Below are 23,391 nucleotides of genomic sequence, written 5' to 3' on the forward strand. Positions count from 1 at the left end.
TGCCAAACTAGCCGCAGTTGAACCGGGCAGCCGCCCAGTCCCCGTGGTCACCGGTCTTCTTCTTGTTGGTGTCGGTGACCTTCAGCCGCAGGTGCTTGGCCCCGGAGACGTCCAGGTCCACCGGGACGGTGGCCGAGGAGCCGGTGACCTTGGGCGAGGTCCACAGGACCTTGCCGTCGGCCTCCACGGAGAAGGCGACCTCGCCGTAGTCGGGGATCTCGTCGTCGATGCCGACGTCGGCGGTGAAGCGGGAGCACTGGCCGCCGAGGTAGACCTCGATGTCGGAGTTGGCGTGGGTGCCGATCCCCTTCTCGTAGGTCTTGCCCGCCAGCGTCAGGGTGCGGCCGTCGTCCCCCTGGGACTCGCCGTTGCTGCGGTCCCGTTCCGCCGGACCGTAGCCGTTGGTGTCGGTCAGCCACTCCATGTCGCTCGCCCAGGTGTCCGCGGTGGGCGGCTTGGGCACGGTGGAGACCCCGAACAGGCCCGTGGCGGTGCGCTGTTCACCGGCGGAGGTGTAACGCGCCCGGGTGGTCAGGGTGCTCTGTCCGAACCTGGCGTCCGCGGGCGGGGTGACCCGCACCTCGACCCGCTCGGTGGCTCCGGCCTCGATACGGCCGATGGTCCGGGGCTGCTCGGCCTTCCAGCCTTCCGGCAGGCCGAGTTCGAGCCGTACGTCGGTGGCGGTCCTGTTGCCGGCGGTGACGTCGAAGCTCACCTTCGAAGCGGCGCCGACCACGATCTCCTGGCCCGAGGGCGCGGAGACGGCGGCCCCGGCGCCCGGCACCTTGCCGCCGACCGCGCTGGTGCCGGTGGCGCGCAGCGTGAAGCTCCGGTCGGTGGCCTGCGGCGCCGTCTTGACGTGGATCACGCCCGCCCGGTCGTCGCGGTCGTAGTACCAGCCCTCGCTCGCCTTGTCGAAGGCGGACTTGGAGCCGAGGGCGGCGAGCTTGCGGCCGCCGAGTTCGACGGTGGAGGGGGCGTCCGCGGTGTGCAGCGCGAAGGAGTACGGCCGCTTGGCCGCCTTGCCGTCGAACTGGCCCTTGGCGGCGCCCACTTGGAGGCTCACGTCGCCGGCGCCCTGGCGGGGCGCGCGTACCTCGACCTGCTGGGTGGAGAACTTGCCCGCGCGGTGCTCACGGGTCACGCCGTCGTCCTCGTACAGCGTGAAGGACGAGGAGCCCTGCGGGTAGACGTCCCAGGCGAGCCGGGAGTCGGGGCGGCGGTCCTGGTAGGACCTGATGCCGGGCCACATGGGCACGGCGGCGCCCGCCTTGACGAACATCGGCAAGGTGTCGAGCGGGGCGTTGTAGCCGTTGAGCGTGGTCGGGCCCTGGTAGGTGCGGCCCGTCCAGTAGTCGGTCCAGGTGCCCTTGGGCAGGTAGATGCCGTCGCGTACGTCGGTGTCCTCGTAGACCGGGGCGATCAGGAGGTTCTCGCCGGTCAGGAACTCGTACTTGGCGGCCTCGGTGGCGGCCTTCGGGTCGTCCGGGTACTCCAGGGCCAGCGGCCGGACCGCGCCGACACCGGTCTTGGTGGCCTCGTGCGCGTACGAGTACAGGTACGGCAGCAGGGCCTCGTGCAGCTTCTGGTACTTGCGGTTGATCGAGGTGTACGGCTCACCGTGCACGAAGGGCTGCTTGTCGGTGGCCGCCCAGCCGTCCATGGTCATCGTCATCGGCAGCAGCGACTTCCACTGCATGTCGCGTACGTACGTCTTGGGGCTGCCGCCGAAGATCCCGTCCACGTCGCCGGTGGTGTACGCGAGACCGGACATGGTCGCGCCCGCGTACGTGGGGATCTGGAAGCGGATGTTCTCCCAGCTGCCGGACTGGTCGCCGGACCACTGCACGCCGCAGCGCTGCGCGCCCGCCCAGCTCTCCGGCGCCCAGGTGAGGCCGCGGGCGTCGCTGTTGTCCTCGATGCCCTTATAGGCGTCCTTGCAGCCGTCGAGCGCGAACTTGTAGCCGTCGCCGACCCAGGCGACGTCCAGCTTGGCCACCCGCTGACCGGCCTTGACCTGGTCCGCCAGCTTGTCCAGGCCGTCCTCGGTCCACAGTCCGAGCTGCGCCTTGCGCTCCTGCATGCCCTTGCCGGTCTCGGCCAGGTTCTCGTAGCCGCAGCCGTAGCCGTCGTTGACGAGCTTCCAGCCGAGCGGGAGGTCGTTCTCGAGGTACTTGTCGACGACCTTCAGCGAGTCCAGGGTGTGCCGCTCGCCGCGGTTGGCGTTGTGCAGATAGCAGTCCGCGTCGCCGATCTCCAGGCCGTAGATGGGCGGCAGGAACGGCTTGCCGGTGAGCGAGGTGTACTGGCCGATCACGTCCTTGGCCGAGCCGCCCGCGAAGTAGTAGGCGTCGAAACGCTGTTCCTTGGCGGCGGCGGTGACGGGCTCGCCGAAGGTGTACGTGTTGGGGGCGTAGGTGTTGCGGAAGACCCCGTATCCGGCGGTGGAGAGGTAGAACGGCACCGAGTTGGGGTGGCCGCCGTCGTTCCAGTTGTAGTCGACGCCGACCTCGACCTTCTGGCCGCGGTGCGAGGTGTTGCCGCGGCCGTTCTGCATCCCGGCGCCGTAGAACTGCTCGCTCGCGCCGCGGTCCAGGCTCTGGGTGGTCGCGTCCTTGGTCCAGGTCAGACCCTTGGTCTCGGACCACAGCTTGGTGCCGTCCGCCCGGTACAGGGCGAAGCGGAGCGGGGACTTGTACGCGCGCAGCGTGACCTGGTCCGTGCTCAGCTCGTAGCGGTCGTCCCTCTCCTTCCAGCGCGCGGCGGGCGGCTTGCCCTGCGGCTGCACGATGTCCTTGCCGGTCGGATCGGTGAACTTGCCGTCCGGGGCGAGCTCGATACGGAAGGTCTCCTGGTCCACGAAGCTGACCCGGGCCTCGGCCTTGCCCGCCTGAAGGTGGAAGACGGAGCCGTCGGCGGAGAAGTCCGTGACGTCGCCGACGGTCGTGCCCTCCGGTGCGGGGTCTTCGGCCTGCGCCGCTCCCGCTGTTCCCACGCATGTCGCCAGAAGTCCCGCAAGGGCTCCCGCAACAGCCAACCTCTTGCGTATTCGTGTTTGCATGGTGAGCTTTTAGCGCAGCTTCGAGCACGGAGGCAAGGGTTACGGCAGAGTTCGGTGTGGTTCGAGCTCACTCCGACCGAGTTCGGGTGTGGTTCGGGTTCACCCGCCGACCGAGTCCCGGCGCGGTCCGGGCAGCGTCCGGGCACAACGAAGGCCCCCGGACTTCGTGGTGAAGTCCGGGGGCCACAGCGGTTGTTGGTGCTCCCGGTGCCGCTTGCCGACGGCTCCGGGTGCGGTCACTCCCGTTCTAGAGAGCCACGCCGAGCAGTGCGTCGACGGTGCGGGTCACCACTCCGGGCGCCCCTTCGTCGGTGCCGCCGCTCTCCTCCTGGAGTGCCGCCCAGCGGTCCACCGCGGCCAGCGCGGCGGGAGCGTCGAGATCGTTGGCGAGGGCCTCGCGCACTTCCTCGACCAGGGCCTCGGCGCTCGGTCCGTCCGGGCGCGAGACGGCGGCGCGCCAGCGGGCGAGCCGCTCCACCGCGGTGTCCAGTACGGCGTCCGTCCACTCCCAGTCGGCCCGGTAGTGATGGGCGAGCAGGCTCAGCCGGATGGCGGCCGGGTCGACGCCGTCCCGCCGGAGCTGGGAGACGAAGACCAGATTGCCCTTGGACTTGGACATCTTCTGCCCGTGCAGCGCCACCATTCCGGCGTGCACATACGCCTTGGCGAAGGGGAACTCGCCGGTCAGCGCCTGGGCGTGGGAGGCGCCCATCTCGTGGTGCGGGAAGGCGAGGTCGCTGCCGCCGCCCTGGACGTCGAAGCCCATCCCGAGGTGGTCGAGTGCTATCGCCACGCACTCGATGTGCCAGCCCGGACGGCCCGGGCCCAGCGAGGCGCCGTCCCAGTGGGGCTCGCCCTCACGGGCGGCCATCCACAGCATCGGGTCGAGCGGGTTCTTCTTGCCCGGACGGTCCGGGTCCCCGCCGCGCTCGGCCGACAGCAGCCGCATGGCCGCCGCGTCCAGTCCGGAGACCTGGCCGAAATGCGGGTCCGCCTCGACGGAGAAGTAGACGTCGCCGTCGAGCTCGTAGGCGGCGCCCGCGTCCCGCAGGCGCTCCACCAGCGGGACGATGCCGGGTATGGCCTCGACCGCGCCGATGTACTCCCGGGGCGGCAGCATCCGCAGTGCCGTCATGTCCTCGCGGAACAGGGCGGTCTCCTTCTCGGCGAGCCCCGCCCAGTCGACGCCGTCCCGCTGCGCGCGCTCGAGCAGCGGATCGTCGATGTCCGTCACGTTCTGCACGTAGTGGACCTGGCGCTTGGTGTCGAGCCACACGCGCTGCACGAGGTCGAACGCGTTGTAGGTCGCCGCGTGACCCAGGTGGGTCGCGTCGTACGGGGTGATACCGCAGACGTAGATACGGGCGACGGGACCGGGGTCGAGGGTGACGAGGCCACCGGTCGCGGTGTCGTGGATCCGGAGGTCGCGGCCCGCGCCGGGAAGGGCGGGGACCTCAGAAGCTGGCCAGGCATGCATGCCCCGAGCCTAACCGGACACATGTTCCGTATACGAACCGGAGTGGTGCAGATGGCCTGTTGGGCGCTCTTGCGGGTTCGGCGGCGGTGTGCCCGATGGCACCCCGGAGACGGGTACGAGGGAGCCCCGTACCTGTACGGCGAATTTCGGCCATAGTCGGCCGGGTCTGCGCTACACCGGCGGCCAGGGAATGGGCGGCCAGTCCCCGCTGGGCACCGGGTGCACACCGGTCGCCAGCAGGGCGCCGACCCGGGCGCGCAGGGCCTCGGCCTCCGCCTCGGTGATCAGCGCGGACAGCCGCCGGGCGAGCGGTTCGCCCCCGGTGAGCGCCTTGTCCAGGGCCTGGAGCGCGCGCAGCGCCTCCTCGGTGAGCGGCTCACCCGCCCAGCCCCACAGCAGGGTGCGGAGCTTGTTCTCGGCGTTGAAGGTCACACCGTGGTCGATCCCGTAGAGGCGGCCGTCCGGGCCCGGTATCAGGTGGCCGCCCTTGCGGTCGGCGTTGTTGATCACGGCGTCGAGGACGGCCAGCCTGCGCAGCCGCGCGTCGTCGGCGTGCACGAGCAGCGCGGTCCTGCCCTCCCCCACCTCGGCGAAGCCGACCGACTTCCAGCCGGGCCCCGGTTCCTCGGTGTCCACCAGGGCGAGCAGTTCCCCGTCCGGCTCCGCGTCGATCCACAGCTGGCACATGCCCGTGCCGTACGGGCCCTCGCGCAGCACCGTCGGCGGCACCAGACCCCAGCCGAGCGCCTCACAGACCTCGTACGCGGCGACCTCGCGCTGGGCGAGGGTGCCGTCGGGGAAGTCCCACAGCGGCCGCTCGCCCGCGACCGGCTTGTAGACGCACTCGGCGCGCTGGTCGCCGTGGACGACCTCGCACAGCAGCACGGCGTTGGATGCCTCGCGGATGCGTCCGCGTACCGTCAGCTCGCCCTCGCGGAGCAACTCCTCTGCGTTCACTGCCCGCGCCGGTAGCCGTTCTGGCGCGGGCATACGTGCCCCTCCGGGTCGAGCGGAAGACTGCACAGCGGGCACGGCGGGCGGCCCGCGTTGACGACGTCGAGGGCGCGTTTGGCGAAGGCCCGCGCCTGGGCGCCGCTGAGCCGGACCCGCAGCATCGGGGGCCCGTTCTCCTCGTCCTGGAGCAGCCGCTCCTCGGCCTCGGCGAGGTCCTCCTCGCTGTCGGCGCCGTCGAGGTCCAGCTCCACCAGGGCCTGCGCCTCGACCACCATCCGCTGCTCGTCGCCGTCCCAGGCCAGTGCCATGGTGCCGACCCGGAACTCCTCCTCGACGGGGGCGTCCAGGGGCGCGGTGTCGGCGATCTCGGTGGGCGCGACGGCGGGCACCGAGGCACTGCCGCCGCTGCGCCGCACGACCTCGTCGAGCAGTTCGTCCATGCGTTCGGCGAGCGCGGCGACCTGTGTCTTCTCCAGGGCGACACTCGTCACGCGGCCACCGGCCGAGGCCTGCAGAAAGAAGGTGCGGCGCCCGGGGAGCCCGACCGTGCCGGCTACGAAGCGCTCCGGCGGGTCGTACAGAAACACCTGACGGGACACGACCTGTCTCCCAGCGAATCGGGGGCAACTTCCAGTGGCGACCGGCTCACCCTACTGCGGCGGACGATCACGGTGCGCCCGCACCGCCCCCGACGGTCGCCTCGCCGTCCGGTGCCTGGTCGGCGGGGGCCGGGCGGGGCAGCAGCGAGGCGAAGTCGCCGGTGTCGCCGAGCCGGATCAGGAAGGGCCGCACCCTGGTGTAGCGGATGACGGTGACCGAGCAGGGCTCGACCGCGATCCGCTGGAACAGGTCCAGGTGCAGCCCGAGCGCGTCCGCCACCAGGGCCTTGATGATGTCGCCGTGCGAACACATGACGTACGTCGCGTCCGCCCCGTGCTCGCGCTCGATCCGCTCATTCCACTCCCGTACCGCCTCGCCCGCCCTGGCGGCCATGGCCCGCATCGACTCGCCGCCGGGGAACGCCGCGGCCGAGGGGTGCTGCTGGACGACCTCCATCAGCGGCTCGTCGAGCAGTTCGGCGAGCTTGCGGCCGGACCAGTCGCCGTAGTCGCACTCGCCGATGCGGTCCTCGGTGTGCGGGGCGAGGCCCGGCCGCGCGGCGAGCAGCGGGGCGAGCGTCTCCTGGCAGCGCTGGAGCGGGCTGGACACTGCGGCGGCCAGCTCGATCCCGGCCAGCCGGTCCGGCAGCGCCGCGGCCTGGGCCGCGCCCCGCTCGTCGAGGGCGACCCCGGGTGTCCACCCGGCAAGCAGTCCCGCGGTGTTGGCGGTGGAGCGTCCATGGCGTACCAGCAGCAGCGTCGGCATGCGGGCCAGGGTAGGCGAGGACGCACGTACGCGTCGGGTGCGGGCCGGGGCGCACCGGGGAAGAATCGGCGTGATGATTGTCGACTGCGCCGTGTACCGGGACGGGCGGCGGGCCGAGGAGCCCGCCGACCTCTCCGACGCTCTCGCCTCGGCGCGGGCCGCCAGGAACTCCTTTGTGTGGATCGGCCTGCACGCACCCACCGCGCCGGAGTTCGCCCGCGTCGCGGAGGAGTTCCAGCTCCACAAACTCGCCGTGGAGGACTCGCTCAACGCGCACCAGCGGCCGAAGCTGGAGGTCTACGACGACTCGCTGTTCATGGTCCTCAAGCCGGTCGAGTACGAGCCGCACAGCGACACCGTCACCTCCGGCGAGCTGATGATCTTCATCGGCGACGCCTTCGTGGTGACCGTCCGGCACGGCGAGGACACCACGCTCGCCCGGGTCCGACACCGTCTGGAGCACGAGCGCGAGACCCTGCGGCACGGCCCGACCGCGGTCCTCTACACGATCGCGGACGCGGTGGTGGACCACTATCTGGAGGTCGCCACCGAGCTGCAGAACGACCTGGAGATCCTGGAGGCCGAGGTCTTCGCCCCCACCGGCGGGGCGCGCGCCGCCGCCTCCCAGATCTATCTCTTCAAGCGCCAGATCCTGGAGTTCCGGCGGGCCACCGGGCCGCTCGCCGCCCCGGTGGCACGGCTGGCGGGGGCCGGACCGGCCTCCCCCGCCCTGCCGTTCCTGGAGGACACGGCCGAGCCGTTCTTCCGCGATGTGAGCGACCATCTGACCCGGGTCAACGACACCACAGAGTCGCTGGACCGACTCGTCTCGGACGTGCTCTCGGCCCATCTGGCGCAGATGAGCGTCCGGCAGAACGACGACATGCGCAAGATCTCCGCCTGGGCCGCGATGGCCGCCGTGCCCACCATGATCGCCGGGATCTACGGCATGAACTTCGACCACATGCCCGAGCTCCACTGGGTCTGGTCGTACCCCGCGTTGATGGGGCTCTTGGTGGTCCTCGAGGTCTGCCTGTACCGGCTGTTCAAGCGGCGCGGATGGATGTGACGGCGGTACGGTCAGAGAACGGCCGTACGAGCAAGGAGCCCTGCCCGTACGGCAGTTGGGCATGTGCCGGGGTCGTGCTCAGGCGAACTCGGGCGCGGTGGCCGCCGGGCCGCCGAGGGCGTTGCGGCGCTCGGGCATCGCGAGGGAGACCATCCGCCGCCAGCCGACCAGCCGTTCGTACCGGTACACCGCGTGGATGCCCGCCGCGAGCACCGCGGACTTGGCACGCGGCCAGCCCAGGATCCGGCCCATGTGGGCCATCACCGCGAGGCTGACGTCACGGTAGATGCGGATCTCGGCGAGGGCGCACTCGCGCAGGATGCCCTGGATCGCGCGGCCGTGACCGGCCCGGGCGAAACGCAGCAACTCCTCGTGGCAGTACGCGAGATGGTTGTCCTCGTCGCCGGAGATCATCTGCACCGCGCGGCCGACGTCGGGGTGGTCCCCGAAGTGCTTGCGGAGCAGGTCCATCTGCTCCGAGGCGCGCTGTTCGGTGACCCTGCTGTGCGCGAGGTAGGTGACGATGTCCTCGACCGTCAGGGGCACTTCGCCGCCGAGCCGGTCGTGCGGCAGGCCGATGCCGCTCCTTTCGAGCAGCATCGTGTAGTCGGTCTCGGCGGGGACCTCGGTGGCCGTCAGACCGCGCTTCTTCATCAGCGCCCGGAAGATCCTGCCGTGCTTGTCCTCGTCCGCGCCGTGCCGCGTGATCTTGGGCGCGAGGGCCCGCTGGCTCTCGGGGACGAGGGCGGCGATACGGCCGTTCTCCCAGCCGCCCTGCGCCTCTCCGCTCGCGGCGATGGAGCAGAACAGCCGGAACGACTCGTCGTTGTCGAAGATCTCCGTGAACAGACTCTTGGCCGACAGCATCTGACAGTCACCTCCGTACGAAGTCCCGCAAAGTACGAGTACATTGCGGCTTCGCGGGACCGGCAACCCGACAGTCGGACAACTGAGCCGATCGAATGAGGTGCGGAGCGTAACCAGCGCGCCCCCTGGCGCGTTGGGAGACATGACGGCCGTGGCGGGGAGACCCCCGAGCCCCCACCACGGCCGCGAACGACCTTCCGCTCACGGCCGCGCCCCGGCCCGGAACCTGTCCGGGCCGGGGCGCGGCCACGTGTGGGCGCCGGGCGCGCGCCGCCCGGCCGGTGCGGCTAGGGCCTTTCGTTTGGATCTGGTCGGCAAAACCGACGGTTCCTTGCGTTCGACCCGAGCGGGGGCTGGTGCGTGCAGCTGCAAGGCGGAGGATTGAGGCATGGCGGAGCCATGGTGATTGACGACAACGCCGCAGATGTGCGTGCCAGACCCCGCGACCCCGACAAGATCCAAACGACAGGCCCTAGCCCAGCCCGGCCAGTTCCAGGGCCTCGACCCCGGCCCGCAGCGAGGCGAGCCGCTCGTCGAGGGAGAAGCCCGCGGGCGCCAGGGTCAGGGTGGTGACTCCGGCCGCCGCGTACGCCTTCATCCGGTCCGCGATCCGCTCCACCGAACCGAGCAGCGTGGTCGAGTCGATCAGGTCCTGCGGCACCGCGGCGGCGGCGCCCTGCTTGTCGCCCGCCAGGTACTTGTCCTGGATCTCGGCGGCGGCCTGCTCGTAACCCATGCGCTGGGCAAGCTGGTTGTAGAAGTTCTGCTTGCGGCTGCCCATGCCGCCCACGTACAGCGCCGTGTACGGGCGGAAGGTGTCCGCGAGGGTGGCCACGTCCTTGTCGTCGCCGAGCGCCAGCGGCAGCGTCGGTACGACGTCGAAGCCGTCCATCGTCAGGCCCGCCTTCTCGCGGCCCGCCCGCAGGTGGCGCAGCGCGGTCTCCTCCAGGTGCTCGGCGGCGGGGAAGATGAGCAGCGCGCCGTCGGCGATCTCGCCGGTCTGCTGGAGGTTCTTCGGGCCGATCGCGGCGATGTACAGCGGGATCCGCTCGCGCTCGGGGTGCACGGTGAGCTTGATCGCCTTGCCGGGGCCGTCGGGCAGCGGAAGCGTCCAGTGCTCGCCCTCGTAGGACAGGCGCTCGCGGCTCATCGCCTTGCGCACGATCTCGACGTACTCGCGGGTGCGCGACAGCGGCTTGTCGAACTTGACGCCGTACCAGCCCTCGGAGACCTGGGGGCCCGAGACGCCGAGGCCGAGCCGGAACCGGCCGCCGGAGAGGGAGTCGAGGGTGGCCGCGGTCATCGCGGTCATCGCGGGCTGACGCGCGGGGATCTGGAAGATGGCCGAACCGACGTCGATGCGCTCGGTCTGCGCGGCCACCCAGGCCAGTACGGTCGGCCCGTCCGAACCGTAGGCCTCGGCGGCCCAGCAGACCGCGTAGCCGAGCCGGTCCGCCTCCTTGGCCACCTGCAGATTGTCGGCGTCCATTCCGGCGCCCCAGTAACCGAGGTTGATCCCGAGCTGCATGGCCATCCACATCTCCTTACCGAGCAGTAATGTCCCTGTGCCGCCGACCATAACGTCCGTCCGGCGCCACGTCAGGACGGCCGTGGCGACAGGTTGTCCACAGGGTGCCCACGCGGCGCCGCTCGGCCAGTAATCTCAGCGCCCATGGAGCACAGGCATCTGGGCCGTACAGGTCTGCGCGTCTCGCGTCTCGGGCTCGGCACCCTCACCTGGGGACGAGGCACCGACGAGAACGACGCGGCGGATCTCCTGAAGGCCTTCTGGGAAGCGGGCGGCACGCTGCTTGACACCGCGGACGTGTACGGCGACGGCGAGGCGGAGTATCTGCTCGGGCGGCTCGTCGACAGCCTGGTGCCCAGACGGGACCTCGTCATCGCCACCAAGGCGGGCAGCGTGCCCGACCCCGAGCGACGCTTCGACGGCTCCCGCGGCCATCTGCTCGGCGCCCTGGACGCCTCACTGGCCCGGCTCGGCACGGACTACGTCGACCTGTGGCAGGTGCACGCCTTCGACCCCGCGACCCCTGTGGAGGAGACCCTTCAGGCCCTGGATCTGGCGGTGAGCAGTGGCCGGGCGCGGTACGCGGGAGTGTCCAACTTCTGCGGCTGGCAACTGGCGAAGGCGGCCACCTGGCAGTTGGCGGCGCCCGGGACACGCACCCGGATCGCCAGTACGCAGATGGAATACTCGCTGCTCCAGCGCGGCGTCGAACGCGAAGTGCTGCCCGCGGCCCTGGATCTGGGCGTGGGACTGCTCCCCTCCTCACCACTCGGCCGCGGGGTGCTCACCGGCAAGTACCGGCACTCCACCCCCGCCGATTCACGCGGCGGTTCGGAACACCTGGCGCCCTTCGTCGCGCCCTATCTCGACGACACCGCGAGCAGGATCGTGGACGCCCTGGTGACGGCGGCCGACGGCCTCGCGGCAACACCCCTTCAGGTGGCACTGGCCTGGGTCCGCGACCGCCCCGGGGTCACCGCCCCGATCGTCGGCGCGCGCAACGCGCAGCAGCTCAGAGCCGCATTGTCAGTGGAGGCACTTAGTCTTCCTGACGAGATCTGCCGGGCGCTCGACGACGTCTCCGCCCCGGTGCATCGCTATCCCGATCACGACTGGAGCACGCTGTGAACGCCGAACCCGCCCTCGCCCGCAACTCGGACTCGGGGGCCGCAGGAGGGAGCGCGGGGGCCGGGGGGTCCAACGGGCTTGAGGAGGGCGGCGGTACGGCTGGGGTGGGGGACGGCGGTACGGCTGATACGGCCGGTGCGGCCGGTGCGGCCGGTGCGGAGCTCGAAGGGGGCGGTGGGGCCGGGGCGGAGGACTCGGCGACGAGTGCCGGTGCTGAGGACTCGGCCGAGGACGAAGCCGGTGCCGACGCCGACGCCGGGGCTGATGTCGACGCTGGCGCTGACGCCGGTGGCGACGCCGAGGACGGCAGTGAGGCCGGAGGCGGTGACAGTGACGGCGACGGTAAGAGTGCCGAACTGTCGGAGGCCGAAGCGGAGTTGGCGGCGCAGCGGGAGTTGCGGGCGCGGATCGAGCAGCGCAAGGCGGACAAACAGGGGCCCGTCGACGCGGGTACCAAGCTGAGCGGCAAGGCGGCCGATCTGCTCGCCGCCGTACGAGCGGTGGAGAGCGGTGAGCGGCCCGCCGCGTCCGTCTTCGCCGAGCCCGAGGCACCGCGCCGCCCGGTGACGCCCGAACCCTCGCAGCCACGCCCCGCCGCCGCCCCCACCGTGCCGACGGGCCCCTCCGCCGAACTCGTCGAGGCGGTCGGCGCGGTGCTGGCCGAGGGCGGCGCCCCCGGTTCCCTCGCCCTGCCCGCCGCGCAGGCACTCGGTCAAGGGGCGGACGAGCAACTGCGCGCGGACCCCTGGCAGTTGCTGCGGGTCGGCACGGTGCGCCCGGAGCAGGCCGACGGCTTCGCCCGTGCCCTGCTCGGCCCGGAGTGCTCGCCCGCCGACGAGCGCCGCGGCCGGGCGCTGACCGTCCGGCTGCTCGAACAGGCCGCGGCGGCCGGGCACACGGCGCTCGAAGCGCCGACGCTCGCCCGTGCGCTCGGCCGCTACTCCGTGCCCGAGCCCGAGGAAGCCGTACAGAGCGCCATCGCCGAGGGCGAGATCCTGGTGTTCCAGGACGCCCTGGACGACGCCCCCGGCCCGGTCGACGCCAAGCGGTCCGAGGACGCGGAGGACACGGAGGACGAGCGGCCGGTACGGGTGCTGCTCGGCCTCGAACGGTACGCACTGGCGGAGGAGAGCCTGGCCGACGGTATCGCCCGGCTCATCGGCACCCCCCTGGACGAGTCCACGGCCCGCTGGGAGGGCACCGCCGAGGGCCTGCGGGGCGCGGCGGCGGAGCTCTCCCGCGCGGTCGCGGAGCACGCCCTGGCACTGCACACCGGCGGGGAGGCCTCCCGGGCCGAGCCCGCGGCGGTGGTCTCCCGTGCCCTGCGCGCGGGGCTGCGGGTGTGCGTGGCGGCTCATACTCCTTACGGGGCTGGGCACTTCGGCTCGCTGCTGGGTGCGGACAAGGACTCCGCCGCTGCTGGGGACGCGGCGAGCGGGGCCACGGACGGTGCCGAGGGCGAAGTGGTCGACCCCGGTGGCGAGGCAGTCGCCGCGAAAGCCCCGCGACAGCCTCAACCGCACGACGCACGCCCGTGGATCACCACCGTCGCCGCGCTCCTGGGCGGGCACGGGGGCCCCGCCAGGTCGGCCGAGGGCACCTTCGAGCTCGATCTGCTGGTGGTGCTCGACGCTCCCCAACTCGACGTGGAGACGGCCGCGTCGCTGGTCGAGGCGCTGCCGGACGGGGCGCGTCTGGTGCTCAGCGGCGATCCCGCGGTGCTGTGGTCGGCGGGGCCGGGGCGGGTGTTCGCCGATCTGCTCGCCGCGCGCCGCTGTCCGCAGATCGCCTCGCGTACGCCCGATCCGGGTCCGCTCGGCGAGCTGGTGTCCGGCATCGGCGCGGGTGAACTGCTCCAAGTGGCCGCGCCCGGCAAGGAGATCGTCATCGTCCCGGTCCGGGACCCCGGCGAGGCGGTGCACCGTACGGTCCAGCTCGTCGCCGATTCGGTGCCCCGCACCTTCGGGGTCGCTCCCGGGGAGACCCAGGTGATCACTCCCGGCCACGGCGGTGCGGCGGGTGCCGGGGCACTCAACGCGGCGCTCAAGGAACGGCTGAATCCGGGCCCCGGCCGCTTCGGCGGATTCGACCCGGGCGACCGGGTGGTGCACACACCCGCGCCGGGCCGTGCGGTGCCGGGAGTCGTGGTCCGCGCCGACGCGGCCGGGCTCCATCTGGACTGCGAGGGCGGCGCGGTGGCCGTACCGAAGGAACAGGTACCCGAAGTCGTCTCTCACGGCTGGGCGGTCACCGCGCAGCAGGCGGCGGGCCGACGCTGGCCGACGGCCGTCGTGGTGCTTCCCGGCGATACGGGCGCGGCCCTGACCCGGTCCTGGGTATACACGGCCTTCGGACGCGGCGAGCGCCACCTGTCCGTGGTCCACGGCGTGGACCACGCCCTCCCCGAAGCGGTCGCCGACCGCCCGGCAAAGCCCCGCACCACCCGCCTGACCACCTTGCTCCGCACCCCTGCGGCCGGGGAGGCACCGGCTCAGGGCTGAGCGAGCCGTCGTGCGGTGGGGCCGACGACTGAGTCGGTCCCACTTACGCCCCGGAGTTGGACGTGCTCACACACACAACGGGCCCGGAACAAAGTCCGGGCCCTCATCCACCGTGCCAACACCGCACAGATCACCAGCCGAACAGCGGCCGGTCACCTCGCCGACGGTCGGCGCACCCCACGTCATCGCGGCGCGCGCCACTCCGCTCCGGCTCGCGCCGTCACCGACGCCCTGAACGGCCGGACGCCTGCCTACCGTTCGGCCTGCATGCGCTGCTCCCGTTCGAGGTCGTCGTCCTCATCGGACTCGCCGTCCTCGTCTTCGTCCTCGTCCTCGTCCTCGTCGAAGTCGCCCTCGTCGTCGGACCCTTCGACCTCGTCCCCGTCCTCGTCTTCTTCCTCTGCCTCGTCCTCGTCCTCGTCGGAGTCGGCCGCGTCGTCCGAGGAGCCAAGGCTCTTCGGGTTCCTGGAGCCACTGCGTCCGCCCGCCGGGCCGTCCCCGTCGTCGAGGTCGTGCAGGTCGTCGTCGAGGTCCTCGTCGAAGACGGCGCTCACGTCGAAGCGGAAGGCGACGCTGGCGGCGTCGATCTCCTCGAAGGGTGCGGCGAGCCATTCGCCCGGTTCGGCGGTCTCGGAGGAGGCCGTGATCCAGAGTGTGGAGTCGCCCTCCTCCAGGCCGAACTCCTTGTGCCGGGAGGCGATGTCGTCCGGATCGAACTCGCCGAAGACGACGCCCACGGCACCCTGGAGGGTGTCGGCGGAGCCGTCTGCGGGTTCGCCGCGGCCGCGTTCGGCCGCCTCGATGCGCTGTGCCTGGGCCACCAGCCGCTGGGGTTCCGTCACGGCGTAGTCGCGTCGGATCAGCACGCTGAGCGCGTTCGGCACCTCGGGCCCGGCGTACGGTGCCAGGCCGTCCTGGCCGCCGGGGATCTCGAAGGGGGTGACCTCGTCGTAGCGGTCGTAGAGGAGCTCGTCGTACTCCTCTGCCGCCGCGGCCAGTTCGTTGAACGCCTCGTAGACGGCCGGGTCGTCCTCACCCGACCTGCGCTCGACAGCCGCCAGGTGACGGTCGAGCGCGGTCTTGACCGCCTCCGCGGCGGCGCGTACCTCGGCAGCGGTGGGCTGCGCAGCATCAGACATAGGGCAGACGCTATCCGTATCGGCACCTTGCCCGCACAATAGATAGCGATGCCGGAATACGAATTCGTCGATGTGTACGTGCCGCGAGGGGTCTCGCGCAAGGAAGCGACGCGTCTCCTCACGGACCATGCCGAGTACGGACACTGGGAGTTGGACCGCCTGTCGCTGCGGACCGACGGCAGCCGCAGGGTGCGGCTGAAGCGGCGGATCATCCGTCAGGTGCGCGCCACCTGGTGATGCTCCCCGGTCCCCCGACCGCGCGGCGACCGGAACGGGCCCCGTCCCGCACGGGCCCGTTCCCTTCTTTCACCCTGCCCGTACGAGTGAGATGAATCACTCCTGAACCGTCCGGTGGCAGGGAGCGCGAGAGGGCGGCACCGTGCACGCCCGCTCGCTCTCCGTCATGGCAAGAGCCTCCGGAACAGGGAACACGCCCCGGTTGAACGGCGCGCACGAACCCGAAAAGCCCGTCGGCTCCGGGAGCGGGCACGAGGCGCGCGTTGCGGAACCGACGGGCCCCTCCCTCACGGGACAGGACACGAGGTCACTGTTCGATGCGCAACATCACTTGTTGACGCAGGTGTTGCCCACGGCCGGGTTGAGCAGACCGATCACGTTGATCGTGTTGCCGCAGACGTTCACCGGCACGTGCACGGGAACCTGGATGACGTTGCCGGACACGACTCCCGGGGAGTCCACAGCGGCACCCTGGGCGCCGGAGCTGGCGGAGGCGACACCGGCGCCCGCGAGCACGAGACCACCGGTGGCAACGACAGCGGCAAGGGTCTTCTTGATCATTATTCCTCCTCGTTGGCAAGGCGATCCGGGCCCCGGATCGCATCACCTGTAACGAGAACGGAGTAATAGAGCTACGAGCAGACCGCAGCTTTCACTCGTTCGGTCAACCGACCCTGTGGCCACGGCAGTTGGCGACCCTCCCCCAACTGCCCGTTCGCCCCGCCGGCCCCCCGCCGACGGGCCGAGGGGCCAACGACCGGTTGACGGCGCTGTGTTGACGGCGCTGCGTTGACGGCACCGCGGCGGCGACGGGCAACAGGCAACAGAGAAACCGACGGCGGCCGGAACGGGACACGCCCCGCCACGGCCGCCGCCCCGGCTCAGCTGGCGTCGATGAACCGGTCAAGCACCCGGGCGCCGAACTTCAGGCCCTCGGTGGGCACGCGTTCGTCCACCCCGTGGAACATGCCCGCGAAGTCCAGCTCCGGCGGCAGCTGGAGGGGCGCGAAGCCGAAGCAGCGGATGCCGAGGTCGTCGAAGGACTTGGCGTCGGTGCCGCCGGAGAGCATGTACGGCACAGCACGGGCGATGGGGTCCTCGGCGCTCAGCGCGCTCTGCATGGCGTCCACCAGATCGCCGTCGAAGCTGGTCTCCAGAGCCTTGTCGCCGTGCACGTCCTCGCGCCGTACGCGCGGGCCGAGGATGCGGTCGAGATCGGCGAGGAACTCCTCCTCGTAGCCGGGCAGGAAGCGCCCGTCGACGTGCGCGGTGGCCGCCCCGGGGATGACGTTGACCTTGTACCCGGCGCCGAGCATCGTGGGCGCCGCCGAGTTGCGCAGGGTCGCGCCGATCATCTTGGCGATGCCGCCGAGCTTGGCGAGCGTGGCCTCCATGTCCTCCGGGTCCAGCGGGGTGCCGAGCGCGTCGGACAGCTCGTCCAGGAAGGACCGTACGGTCTTGGTGACGCGCACCGGCCACTCGTGGCGGCCGAGCCTGCCCACCGCCTCGCACAGTTCGGTGATGGCGTTGTCGCTGTTGGTCATCGAGCCGTGGCCCGCGGTGCCCTCGACCGTCAGGCGCATCCAGTGCATGCCCTTCTGCGCCGTCTCGACCAGATAGAGCCGCAGGTTCTCGTTGACCGTGAAGGAGAAGCCACCGACCTCGCCGATCGCCTCGTTCACGCCCTCGAAGAGCCCCGGGTGCTTGTCGACCAGGTGCCGCGCGCCGTACACACCGCCCGCCTCCTCGTCGGCGAGGAAGGCGAGCACGATGTCGCGCGGGGGCTTGCGGCCGCTGCGCAGACGGTCGCGGACGACCGCGAGGGTCATCGCGTCCATGTCCTTCATGTCGACCGCGCCGCGGCCCCAGACACAGCCGTCCGCGATCTCCCCGGAGAAGGGGTGGTGCGTCCAGTCCGCCGCGTTGGCCGGGACCACGTCGGTGTGCCCGTGGATGAGCAGCGCGGGACGCGAGGTGTCCTCGCCCTCGATCCGGGCCACCACGGACGCCCGCCCGGGGTGGGACTCGAAGATCTGCGGCTCGGCGCCCACTTCGGCGAGCTTCTCCGCGACGTACTCCGCGGCCTTGCGTTCCCCCGGCCCCGAGTGGTCGCCGTAGTTGCTGGTGTCGATCCGGATGAGGTCACGGCAGAGGTCGACCACCTCGTCCTGTGCGGTCACGCCGGCTCCTGCCGCCTTCGACTCGCTCACGCTGCATCCTTCCGCCGTCGCCGATCTGTTGGTCGTCACCCATCCTCCCCCGGGAGCGGGCCGCGCCCCAAGGCTCGGCGCGCTACGTCATGCGGCCGTAAAACAATGGGGTGATCAGGCACTGTCCGATGTTTGCTATGGTTTTCCACGTCGCCGCGGGAGACCGCGCAACACCACCGAGTCCGGGTGGCGGAATGGCAGACGCGCTAGCTTGAGGTGCTAGTGCCCTTTATCGGGCGTGGGGGTTCAAGTCCCCCCTCGGACACTCCTCTTGGGCCTCTCGAAGTCCTGCTTCGAGAGTCGCCGCGAGCGAGCAGAGATACGGGCCGTGACACGACGTCACGGCCCGTTTTCCGTTCCTGCGGGCGCCTCGATCCCTCCCGTACGGACATCTGGCTCGCGCCTCGGCTCGTACTCGCCCTCATGCTCGTGCTCGTGCTCGTGCTCGTGCTCATGCTCGTGCTCGTGCGACCGACCCTCGCCCCGCCCCACCCGGCACAATGGCCCCATGGCCCGCCGCACTTCCCGCAACCAGCGCCCCGTCACCAACTCCCGGACGGCCGCCGCGGCCTGCCCCTGCGGCACCGGCAGGACGTACGCCGACTGCTGCGGGGCCTGTCATACGGGGGCCTCGCCCGCGCCGACCGCCGAGGCCCTGATGCGCTCGCGCTACAGCGCCTTCGCCCGGGGCGAGGCGGACTATCTGCTGCGCACCTGGCATCCGCGCACACGTCCCGCGCGGCTGGATCTCGACAGCGGCACGCGCTGGCGCGGTCTGGAGATCCTCCGTACCGAGGGCGGCTCGGCCTTCCACACCACCGGGACCGTCACGTTCCGTGCCTCCTACGAGGACGCACAGGGCGGCGGAGTCCTTGCCGAGCACAGCAGGTTCGAGCGGTACGAAGGGGCATGGGTGTACGTCGACGGGGACGTGGCGGGCTGAGCGTCCGGCGCCAACTGCCGCCTGGCACGGGCGCGGTAGCCGACGGCCAGGAACCTGCAAGATCTCCGAAGCTCGCGACTCCGCTCGCCAAACCCCTCCGGGTCAGCCGGAGTTGACCGAGCAACAGGCCAATCAGGGCGCGAGGACGTCGAGTTCCTGCAAGGCGCCGATGGTGATCTCGCGGGTCAGTTCCTCGGCCCGTCGGGCGTCGCCCTCGCGGACGGCTTCGGCGACACGGACATGGAGGGTGACCGCCTCGGGGTCCGGGTCCTCGAACATGACCTGATGCTGCGTACGGCCGGTGAGGACCTCCGCGACGACGTCGCCGAGGCGGGCGAACATCTCGTTGCCGGAGGCGTTGAGCACCACCCGGTGGAAGGCGACGTCGTGCACCAGATAGCCCTCCAGCTGGTGCCCGCGTGAGGTGGCGACCATGCCCAGGGCGCACTCGGTGAGCTCGGCGCACTGTGCGGGGGTCGCGTTCCTGGCCGCCAGTCCCGCCGCGACCGGTTCGACGGCCGAGCGCAGCACGGTGAGCGAGCGCAGCTGCCGGGGCCGGTCGGTGCCCGCCAGGCGCCAGCGGATGACCTGCGGGTCGAAGACGTTCCACTCCTCGGTCGGGCGCACCGTCACACCGACCCTGCGGCGCGACTCGACCAGGTGCATCGACTCCAGTACGCGTACCGCCTCGCGCATGACCGAGCGGGAGACCTCGAACCGCTTGGCGAGCTCGTCGGTGCGCAGCACACTGCCGGGCGGGTACTCGCCTGCCGTGATGGCGGGCCCGAGTGACTGAAGTACCTGCGCGTGCAGCCCCCTGGCCTCAGTTGTCATGGCCGCCAGCCTACGAGGCCCCCACCCGGAATAAAAAGTCAGATGTTTGTGTCACAGGCTCTTGAATTTGTCGTACGTAATGCGTTTCAGTGTCGTGTCACATCGATGTCGAAGAGGACGGCGGGGCCGATGAGCACTCCACAGGTAGTCGTCGTGATGGGCGTGGCAGGTACCGGGAAGACCACGATCGGCCCTCTTCTCGCAGCTCGGCTGGGTGTTCCCTATGCCGAGGGCGACGACTTCCACCCGGCGGCGAACATCGCCAAGATGTCGGCCGGGACCCCGCTCACCGACGAGGACCGGTGGCCCTGGCTCGACGCCATCGGCGACTGGGCCCACAGTCGCGCGGGCCTCGGCGGTGTCGTCAGCAGTTCGGCACTCAAGCGCGCCTACCGGGACAGGCTGCGCGCCGCCGCACCGGACGTCGTCTTCGTCCATCTCACCGGCGACCGGGACCTGATCGAGTCCCGGATGTCCCACCGCACAGGCCACTTCATGCCCACCGCCCTGCTCGACTCGCAGTTCGCCACGCTCCAGCCACTCCAGGCCGACGAACAGGGCGTGGAGGTGGACGTGTCCGGCAGCCCGGACGAGATCACCGACCGGGCGGTCGCCGCGCTGCGCGCCCACGCCGGGCGCCGACGACCGGCCCCGTACGCCTAGGCCCCCTGGTCCGCTTCCGCTCCGGGACCGGCGGGCATCCCCCGCCTGATGGTCCCGGCCCACACCGACCGCCGTCCGGATCCCCGCGCGACGGTCCCCACCCACACCGGGAACCCCCCACAGACACACCTCCCAAGTCCCCACCACCCAAGGAAGATTGCCGTGACCAGTCTCAGTGCCGAGACCCTGGCAGCGGACGCCGTCGAGCCGATCACCTCGGCCGGGCACGCCCAGCTGGGGATAGCCGTGCTCGCCGGCATCGCCGTCATCGTCCTGCTCATCACGAAGTTCAAGCTGCACGCCTTCCTCGCGCTGACCATCGGCTCGCTGGCGCTCGGCGCCTTCGCCGGGGCTCCTATGGACAAGGCCATCGCCAGCTTCACCGCCGGGCTCGGCTCGACGGTCGCGGGCGTGGGTGTGCTCATCGCGCTCGGCGCCATCCTGGGCAAGCTCCTCGCGGACTCCGGAGGCGCCGACCAGATCGTCGACACGATCCTGGCCAAGGCGAGCGGCCGGGCCATGCCCTGGGCGATGGTCCTGATCGCCTCGGTGATCGGTCTGCCGCTCTTCTTCGAGGTCGGCATCGTGCTGCTGATCCCGGTCGTCCTGATGGTGGCCCGGCGCGGCAATTACTCACTGATGCGGATCGGCATCCCGGCGCTGGCCGGACTGTCCGTCATGCACGGTCTGGTACCGCCGCACCCGGGGCCGCTGGTCGCGATCGACGCGGTCGGCGCCAACCTCGGCGTGACGCTGGCACTCGGCGTCCTCGTCGCCATCCCGACCGTCATCATCGCCGGGCCGGTCTTCTCCCGCTTCGCCGCCCGCTGGGTGGACGTGGCGCCGCCGGAGAAGATGATCCCGCAGCGCGCCTCGGACGAGCTCGACCGGCGCCCGGGCTTCGGCGCCACCCTGGCCACCGTGCTGCTCCCGGTCGTCCTGATGCTGGCCAAGGCGCTGGTGGACATCGTGGTCGACAACCCCGAGGCGAAGGTGCAGCGGGTGTTCGACGTGATCGGCTCCCCGCTGATCGCCCTGCTCGCCGCCGTGATCGTCGGGATGTTCACGCTCGGCCGGGCGGCCGGGTTCACCCGGGACCGGCTGTCGTCGACCGTGGAGAAGTCGCTGGTGCCGATCGCGGGCGTGCTGCTGATCGTCGGCGCGGGCGGCGGCTTCAAGCAGACCCTGATCGACTCCGGTGTGGGCGAGATGATCCTCGACATCTCCGAGGACTGGTCCATACCGGCCATGCTGCTCGCCTGGCTGATCGCGGTCGCGATCCGGCTCGCCACCGGTTCGGCGACGGTCGCGACGATCTCGGCGGCCGGTCTGGTCGCGCCGCTGGCCGCGGACATGTCGACCACGCACGCGGCGCTGCTCGTACTCGCCATCGGTGCCGGGTCGCTGTTCTTCTCGCACGTCAACGACGCCGGATTCTGGCTGGTGAAGGAGTACTTCGGACTCACCGTCGGCCAGACGCTCAAGACCTGGTCGGTGATGGAGACCGTGATCTCGGTGGTCGCGGGCGGCCTGGTGCTGTTGTTGTCACTGATCATCTAGCGCTTGCCGGAACGCCGGTACGTGCTCCTCGGCAGGCGACCGCCGGGGAGCGCGTAGCGGCAGACGGCGACAGGGCGGCCCGCATCGGCCCGCCTTCCCAGAACGCGCCCCGGGTTCCCTACTCCCCCGTTGCGGGACCCGGGGCGCCCCCCTGCCCGCACATGCCTCGGCCCTGCCTGCACGTACCTCGGCCGCGCCCGGACCTACTTCGGCGCTGTCCGCACGCGCCTTGCCGTATACGGCGGCTCCCCGCAGCGACGCGTTCAGTGCCGCCTGCCCCGCCGCCCGGACGGCACGGCCGCCGCCTTCTCCAGTTGGAACGCCTCGTTGCCCAGGCCGATCCGGGCGTGCACCTCGGGCCGGTTGGCCTTCAGGTAGAGCCCGTGTCCGACACCGAGCAGGGCGGCGAGCAGGATCAGGCCGGGCAGCAGCCAGGTCAGGGCCGAGCCGGGGCCCGCGGCGACCAGGACGTCGAAGTCCTTGACGGTGTAGACGGCGATGACGACCAGGCCCGCGCCCGCGAGCCCGGAGGCGATCAGCCGCCACACCTGGGCCCGGCCCGCGCCCCGGCCGACGAAGAAGACGATCACGGCCAGGCTGGACAGCGCCATCAGCACGATCACGCCGAGCGCGCCGACGTTGCCCATCCAGGTGAACAGGTGCAGCACCGGCGCCGTCGGATCGCCGGTCGGCCCGTCGTCGGTCACCGCGAAGGCCCCCACGACCAGGAGCGAGACGACGGTCTGCAGCAGCGCTCCGGTGCCCGGGGCGCCGCTCGCGGAGTTGGTGCGCCCGAAGACGGCGGGCAGCAGACCCTCGCGGCCCATGGCGAAGGCGTAGCGGGCGACAACGTTGTGGAAGCTCAGCATGGCCGCGAACATGCCGGTCACGAACAGCACATGGACCACATCGGTGAACGTCCCGCCGAGCCGTTCCTCGGTGAGGAAGAAGAGCAGGCCCGCGCTGTGCTCGCGGGCGGCGGGCACGATGCCCGCGGGCCCGGCCGCGACCGTCAGCGCCCAGCAGGTCAGCGCGAAGAAGACGGCGACGAAGCCGACGGCGAGGAACATCACCCGGGCCACGACGACTTGGGGGCGGCTGGTCTCCTCGGCGTAGACGGGCGCCTGCTCGAAGCCGAGGAAGGCCGCGACGCAGAAGCAGAGCGCGGTGCCCACTCCGGCACCGCTGAGGGTGTCGGGGTTGAACGCGTGCAGGGAGAGTCCCTCGCCCGCCGGGTCGGCCACCGCCGCGACGTCGAAGATCACCACCAGGACCACTTCGACGAGCAGCAGGACGCCGAGCACCTTGGCGTTGGCGTCGATCTTCAGCCACGCGAACCCGCCCACCACCAGCACCGCCGCCAGCGCGGGCACCCACCAGACGACCTCCAGGTCCAGGTAGGTCGCGCAGAGGCTGGAGACCTCGAAGCCGAAGATCCCGTAGATGCCGACCTGCAGGGCGCTGTAGGCGACCAGCGCGACGGCGGCCGCGCCCGCGCCGACGGTCCCGCCGAGCCCGCGCGCGATGTACGCGTAGAAGGCCCCGGCGTTGTGCACATGGCGGCTCATCTCGGCGTAGCCGAAGGAGAACAGGGCGAGCACCGCGCCGAGTATCACGAAGAGCAGTGGCTGTCCGACGATCCCCATCACACCGAATGCCGTGGGCATGACACCCGCGACGACCATGAGGGGGGCGGTGGCCGCGAGCACCGAGAGCAGCAGCCCGGCCGTGCCGAGCCGGCCGCCCCGCAGGGCACGCTCCTGGCCCTTGAAGGTGCTGATGGCTCCGGCCTCGGCGGCCTCGGTGCGCGTGGTGCCGGTCTGTTCTTGGCCCCTCGTCATGGCGGGTTCGTCCT

At 71.2% G+C, this 23,391-nt stretch carries 19 protein-coding genes and 1 tRNA gene; 8 read left to right on the forward strand and 12 right to left on the reverse strand.

All coding sequences use genetic code 11. The annotated features are described in order from the left end of the window. Positions 1 to 7 precede the first annotated feature (7 nt). The 5 genes from HUT18_RS03890 to HUT18_RS03910 all read right to left on the reverse strand — a co-directional run bounded on the left by HUT18_RS03890 (position 8) and on the right by HUT18_RS03910 (position 6,857). The gene (locus HUT18_RS03890; RefSeq protein ID WP_176097853.1) at positions 8 to 3,061 is read right to left on the reverse strand and encodes an NPCBM/NEW2 domain-containing protein; all 3,054 of its coding nucleotides are present in this window, start codon (positions 3,059 to 3,061) and stop codon (positions 8 to 10) included. A 247-nt stretch (positions 3,062 to 3,308) separates the two neighbouring features. Next, the gene (gene mshC / locus HUT18_RS03895) at positions 3,309 to 4,538 is read right to left on the reverse strand and encodes a cysteine--1-D-myo-inosityl 2-amino-2-deoxy-alpha-D-glucopyranoside ligase (RefSeq protein ID WP_176097855.1); all 1,230 of its coding nucleotides are present in this window, start codon (positions 4,536 to 4,538) and stop codon (positions 3,309 to 3,311) included. Positions 4,539 to 4,709: 171 nt separating this feature from the next. Next, positions 4,710 to 5,528 (reverse strand): SCO1664 family protein, encoded by an 819-nt coding sequence (locus tag HUT18_RS03900; protein WP_176097857.1) that lies wholly within the window; start codon positions 5,526 to 5,528, stop codon positions 4,710 to 4,712. After that, positions 5,492 to 6,091: a DUF3090 domain-containing protein gene (locus tag HUT18_RS03905; RefSeq protein ID WP_176097859.1), complete on the reverse strand. Its 600-nt coding sequence runs from the start codon at positions 6,089 to 6,091 to the stop codon at positions 5,492 to 5,494. Before HUT18_RS03905 ends, HUT18_RS03900 begins: the two co-directional genes overlap by 37 nt. Before the next feature lie 67 nt (positions 6,092 to 6,158). Continuing rightward, the gene (locus HUT18_RS03910) at positions 6,159 to 6,857 is read right to left on the reverse strand and encodes a histidine phosphatase family protein (protein ID WP_176097861.1); all 699 of its coding nucleotides are present in this window, start codon (positions 6,855 to 6,857) and stop codon (positions 6,159 to 6,161) included. A 73-nt stretch (positions 6,858 to 6,930) separates the two neighbouring features. Between HUT18_RS03910 and corA the strand changes: the two genes are divergently transcribed. Next, the gene (gene corA, locus HUT18_RS03915) at positions 6,931 to 7,926 is read left to right on the forward strand and encodes a magnesium/cobalt transporter CorA (RefSeq protein ID WP_176097863.1); all 996 of its coding nucleotides are present in this window, start codon (positions 6,931 to 6,933) and stop codon (positions 7,924 to 7,926) included. Positions 7,927 to 8,004: 78 nt separating this feature from the next. On the opposite strand, the gene HUT18_RS03920 is transcribed toward corA, so the two are convergent. Further along, the gene (locus HUT18_RS03920) at positions 8,005 to 8,793 is read right to left on the reverse strand and encodes a ferritin-like domain-containing protein (RefSeq protein WP_176097864.1); all 789 of its coding nucleotides are present in this window, start codon (positions 8,791 to 8,793) and stop codon (positions 8,005 to 8,007) included. A gap of 472 nt (positions 8,794 to 9,265) precedes the next feature. Then, positions 9,266 to 10,321 carry an LLM class F420-dependent oxidoreductase gene (locus HUT18_RS03925; protein WP_176104273.1) on the reverse strand — a complete coding sequence of 352 codons (1,056 nt, stop codon included), beginning with the start codon at positions 10,319 to 10,321 and terminating at the stop codon, positions 9,266 to 9,268. Positions 10,322 to 10,465: 144 nt separating this feature from the next. On the opposite strand from HUT18_RS03925, the gene HUT18_RS03930 reads away from it, so the two are divergent. Together HUT18_RS03930 and HUT18_RS03935 are read left to right on the forward strand one after the other, a co-directional pair. Beyond that, positions 10,466 to 11,449, forward strand: coding sequence for an aldo/keto reductase (locus HUT18_RS03930; protein WP_176097865.1), 984 nt, complete (start codon positions 10,466 to 10,468; stop codon positions 11,447 to 11,449). Then, positions 11,446 to 13,950, forward strand: a complete 2,505-nt coding sequence (locus tag HUT18_RS03935; RefSeq protein ID WP_176097866.1) for a helix-hairpin-helix domain-containing protein — start codon at positions 11,446 to 11,448, stop codon at positions 13,948 to 13,950. Before HUT18_RS03930 ends, HUT18_RS03935 begins: the two co-directional genes overlap by 4 nt. 251 nt (positions 13,951 to 14,201) lie before the next feature. Here HUT18_RS03935 and HUT18_RS03940 read toward each other — a convergent pair whose 3' ends face one another. Further along, positions 14,202 to 15,089 (reverse strand): hypothetical protein, encoded by an 888-nt coding sequence (locus tag HUT18_RS03940; protein ID WP_176097867.1) that lies wholly within the window; start codon positions 15,087 to 15,089, stop codon positions 14,202 to 14,204. A gap of 48 nt (positions 15,090 to 15,137) precedes the next feature. On the opposite strand from HUT18_RS03940, the gene HUT18_RS03945 reads away from it, so the two are divergent. Then, positions 15,138 to 15,326 (forward strand): DUF5703 family protein, encoded by a 189-nt coding sequence (locus HUT18_RS03945; protein ID WP_040258433.1) that lies wholly within the window; start codon positions 15,138 to 15,140, stop codon positions 15,324 to 15,326. Between the two features lie 327 nt (positions 15,327 to 15,653). Here the strand turns inward: HUT18_RS03945 and HUT18_RS03950 are convergent, their stop codons facing one another. Together HUT18_RS03950 and HUT18_RS03955 are read right to left on the reverse strand one after the other, a co-directional pair. After that, positions 15,654 to 15,887, reverse strand: a complete 234-nt coding sequence (locus HUT18_RS03950; RefSeq protein ID WP_176097868.1) for a chaplin — start codon at positions 15,885 to 15,887, stop codon at positions 15,654 to 15,656. Between the two features lie 320 nt (positions 15,888 to 16,207). Beyond that, the gene (locus HUT18_RS03955; protein WP_176097869.1) at positions 16,208 to 17,536 is read right to left on the reverse strand and encodes a M20/M25/M40 family metallo-hydrolase; all 1,329 of its coding nucleotides are present in this window, start codon (positions 17,534 to 17,536) and stop codon (positions 16,208 to 16,210) included. A gap of 180 nt (positions 17,537 to 17,716) precedes the next feature. Between HUT18_RS03955 and HUT18_RS03960 the strand changes: the two genes are divergently transcribed. Together HUT18_RS03960 and HUT18_RS03965 are read left to right on the forward strand one after the other, a co-directional pair. Next, positions 17,717 to 17,801: transfer RNA gene (locus tag HUT18_RS03960), tRNA-Leu, on the forward strand. Between the two features lie 243 nt (positions 17,802 to 18,044). Then, positions 18,045 to 18,479, forward strand: a complete 435-nt coding sequence (locus tag HUT18_RS03965; RefSeq protein WP_176097870.1) for a YchJ family protein — start codon at positions 18,045 to 18,047, stop codon at positions 18,477 to 18,479. 132 nt (positions 18,480 to 18,611) lie between these two features. On the opposite strand, the gene HUT18_RS03970 is transcribed toward HUT18_RS03965, so the two are convergent. After that, positions 18,612 to 19,313, reverse strand: coding sequence for a FadR/GntR family transcriptional regulator (locus HUT18_RS03970; protein ID WP_176097871.1), 702 nt, complete (start codon positions 19,311 to 19,313; stop codon positions 18,612 to 18,614). 129 nt (positions 19,314 to 19,442) lie between these two features. Between HUT18_RS03970 and HUT18_RS03975 the strand changes: the two genes are divergently transcribed. Together HUT18_RS03975 and HUT18_RS03980 are read left to right on the forward strand one after the other, a co-directional pair. Continuing rightward, complete coding sequence (locus tag HUT18_RS03975; RefSeq protein WP_176097872.1) at positions 19,443 to 19,976, forward strand: gluconokinase; 534 nt, start codon at positions 19,443 to 19,445, stop codon at positions 19,974 to 19,976. A 162-nt stretch (positions 19,977 to 20,138) separates the two neighbouring features. Next, complete coding sequence (locus tag HUT18_RS03980) at positions 20,139 to 21,536, forward strand: gluconate:H+ symporter (protein ID WP_176097873.1); 1,398 nt, start codon at positions 20,139 to 20,141, stop codon at positions 21,534 to 21,536. 263 nt (positions 21,537 to 21,799) lie between these two features. On the opposite strand, the gene HUT18_RS03985 is transcribed toward HUT18_RS03980, so the two are convergent. Further along, positions 21,800 to 23,377 (reverse strand): APC family permease, encoded by a 1,578-nt coding sequence (locus tag HUT18_RS03985; protein ID WP_176097874.1) that lies wholly within the window; start codon positions 23,375 to 23,377, stop codon positions 21,800 to 21,802. Between the last annotated feature and the right edge of the window lie 14 nt (positions 23,378 to 23,391).

The organism is Streptomyces sp. NA04227, assembly GCF_013364195.1.
Lineage (GTDB): Bacteria > Actinomycetota > Actinomycetes > Streptomycetales > Streptomycetaceae > Streptomyces.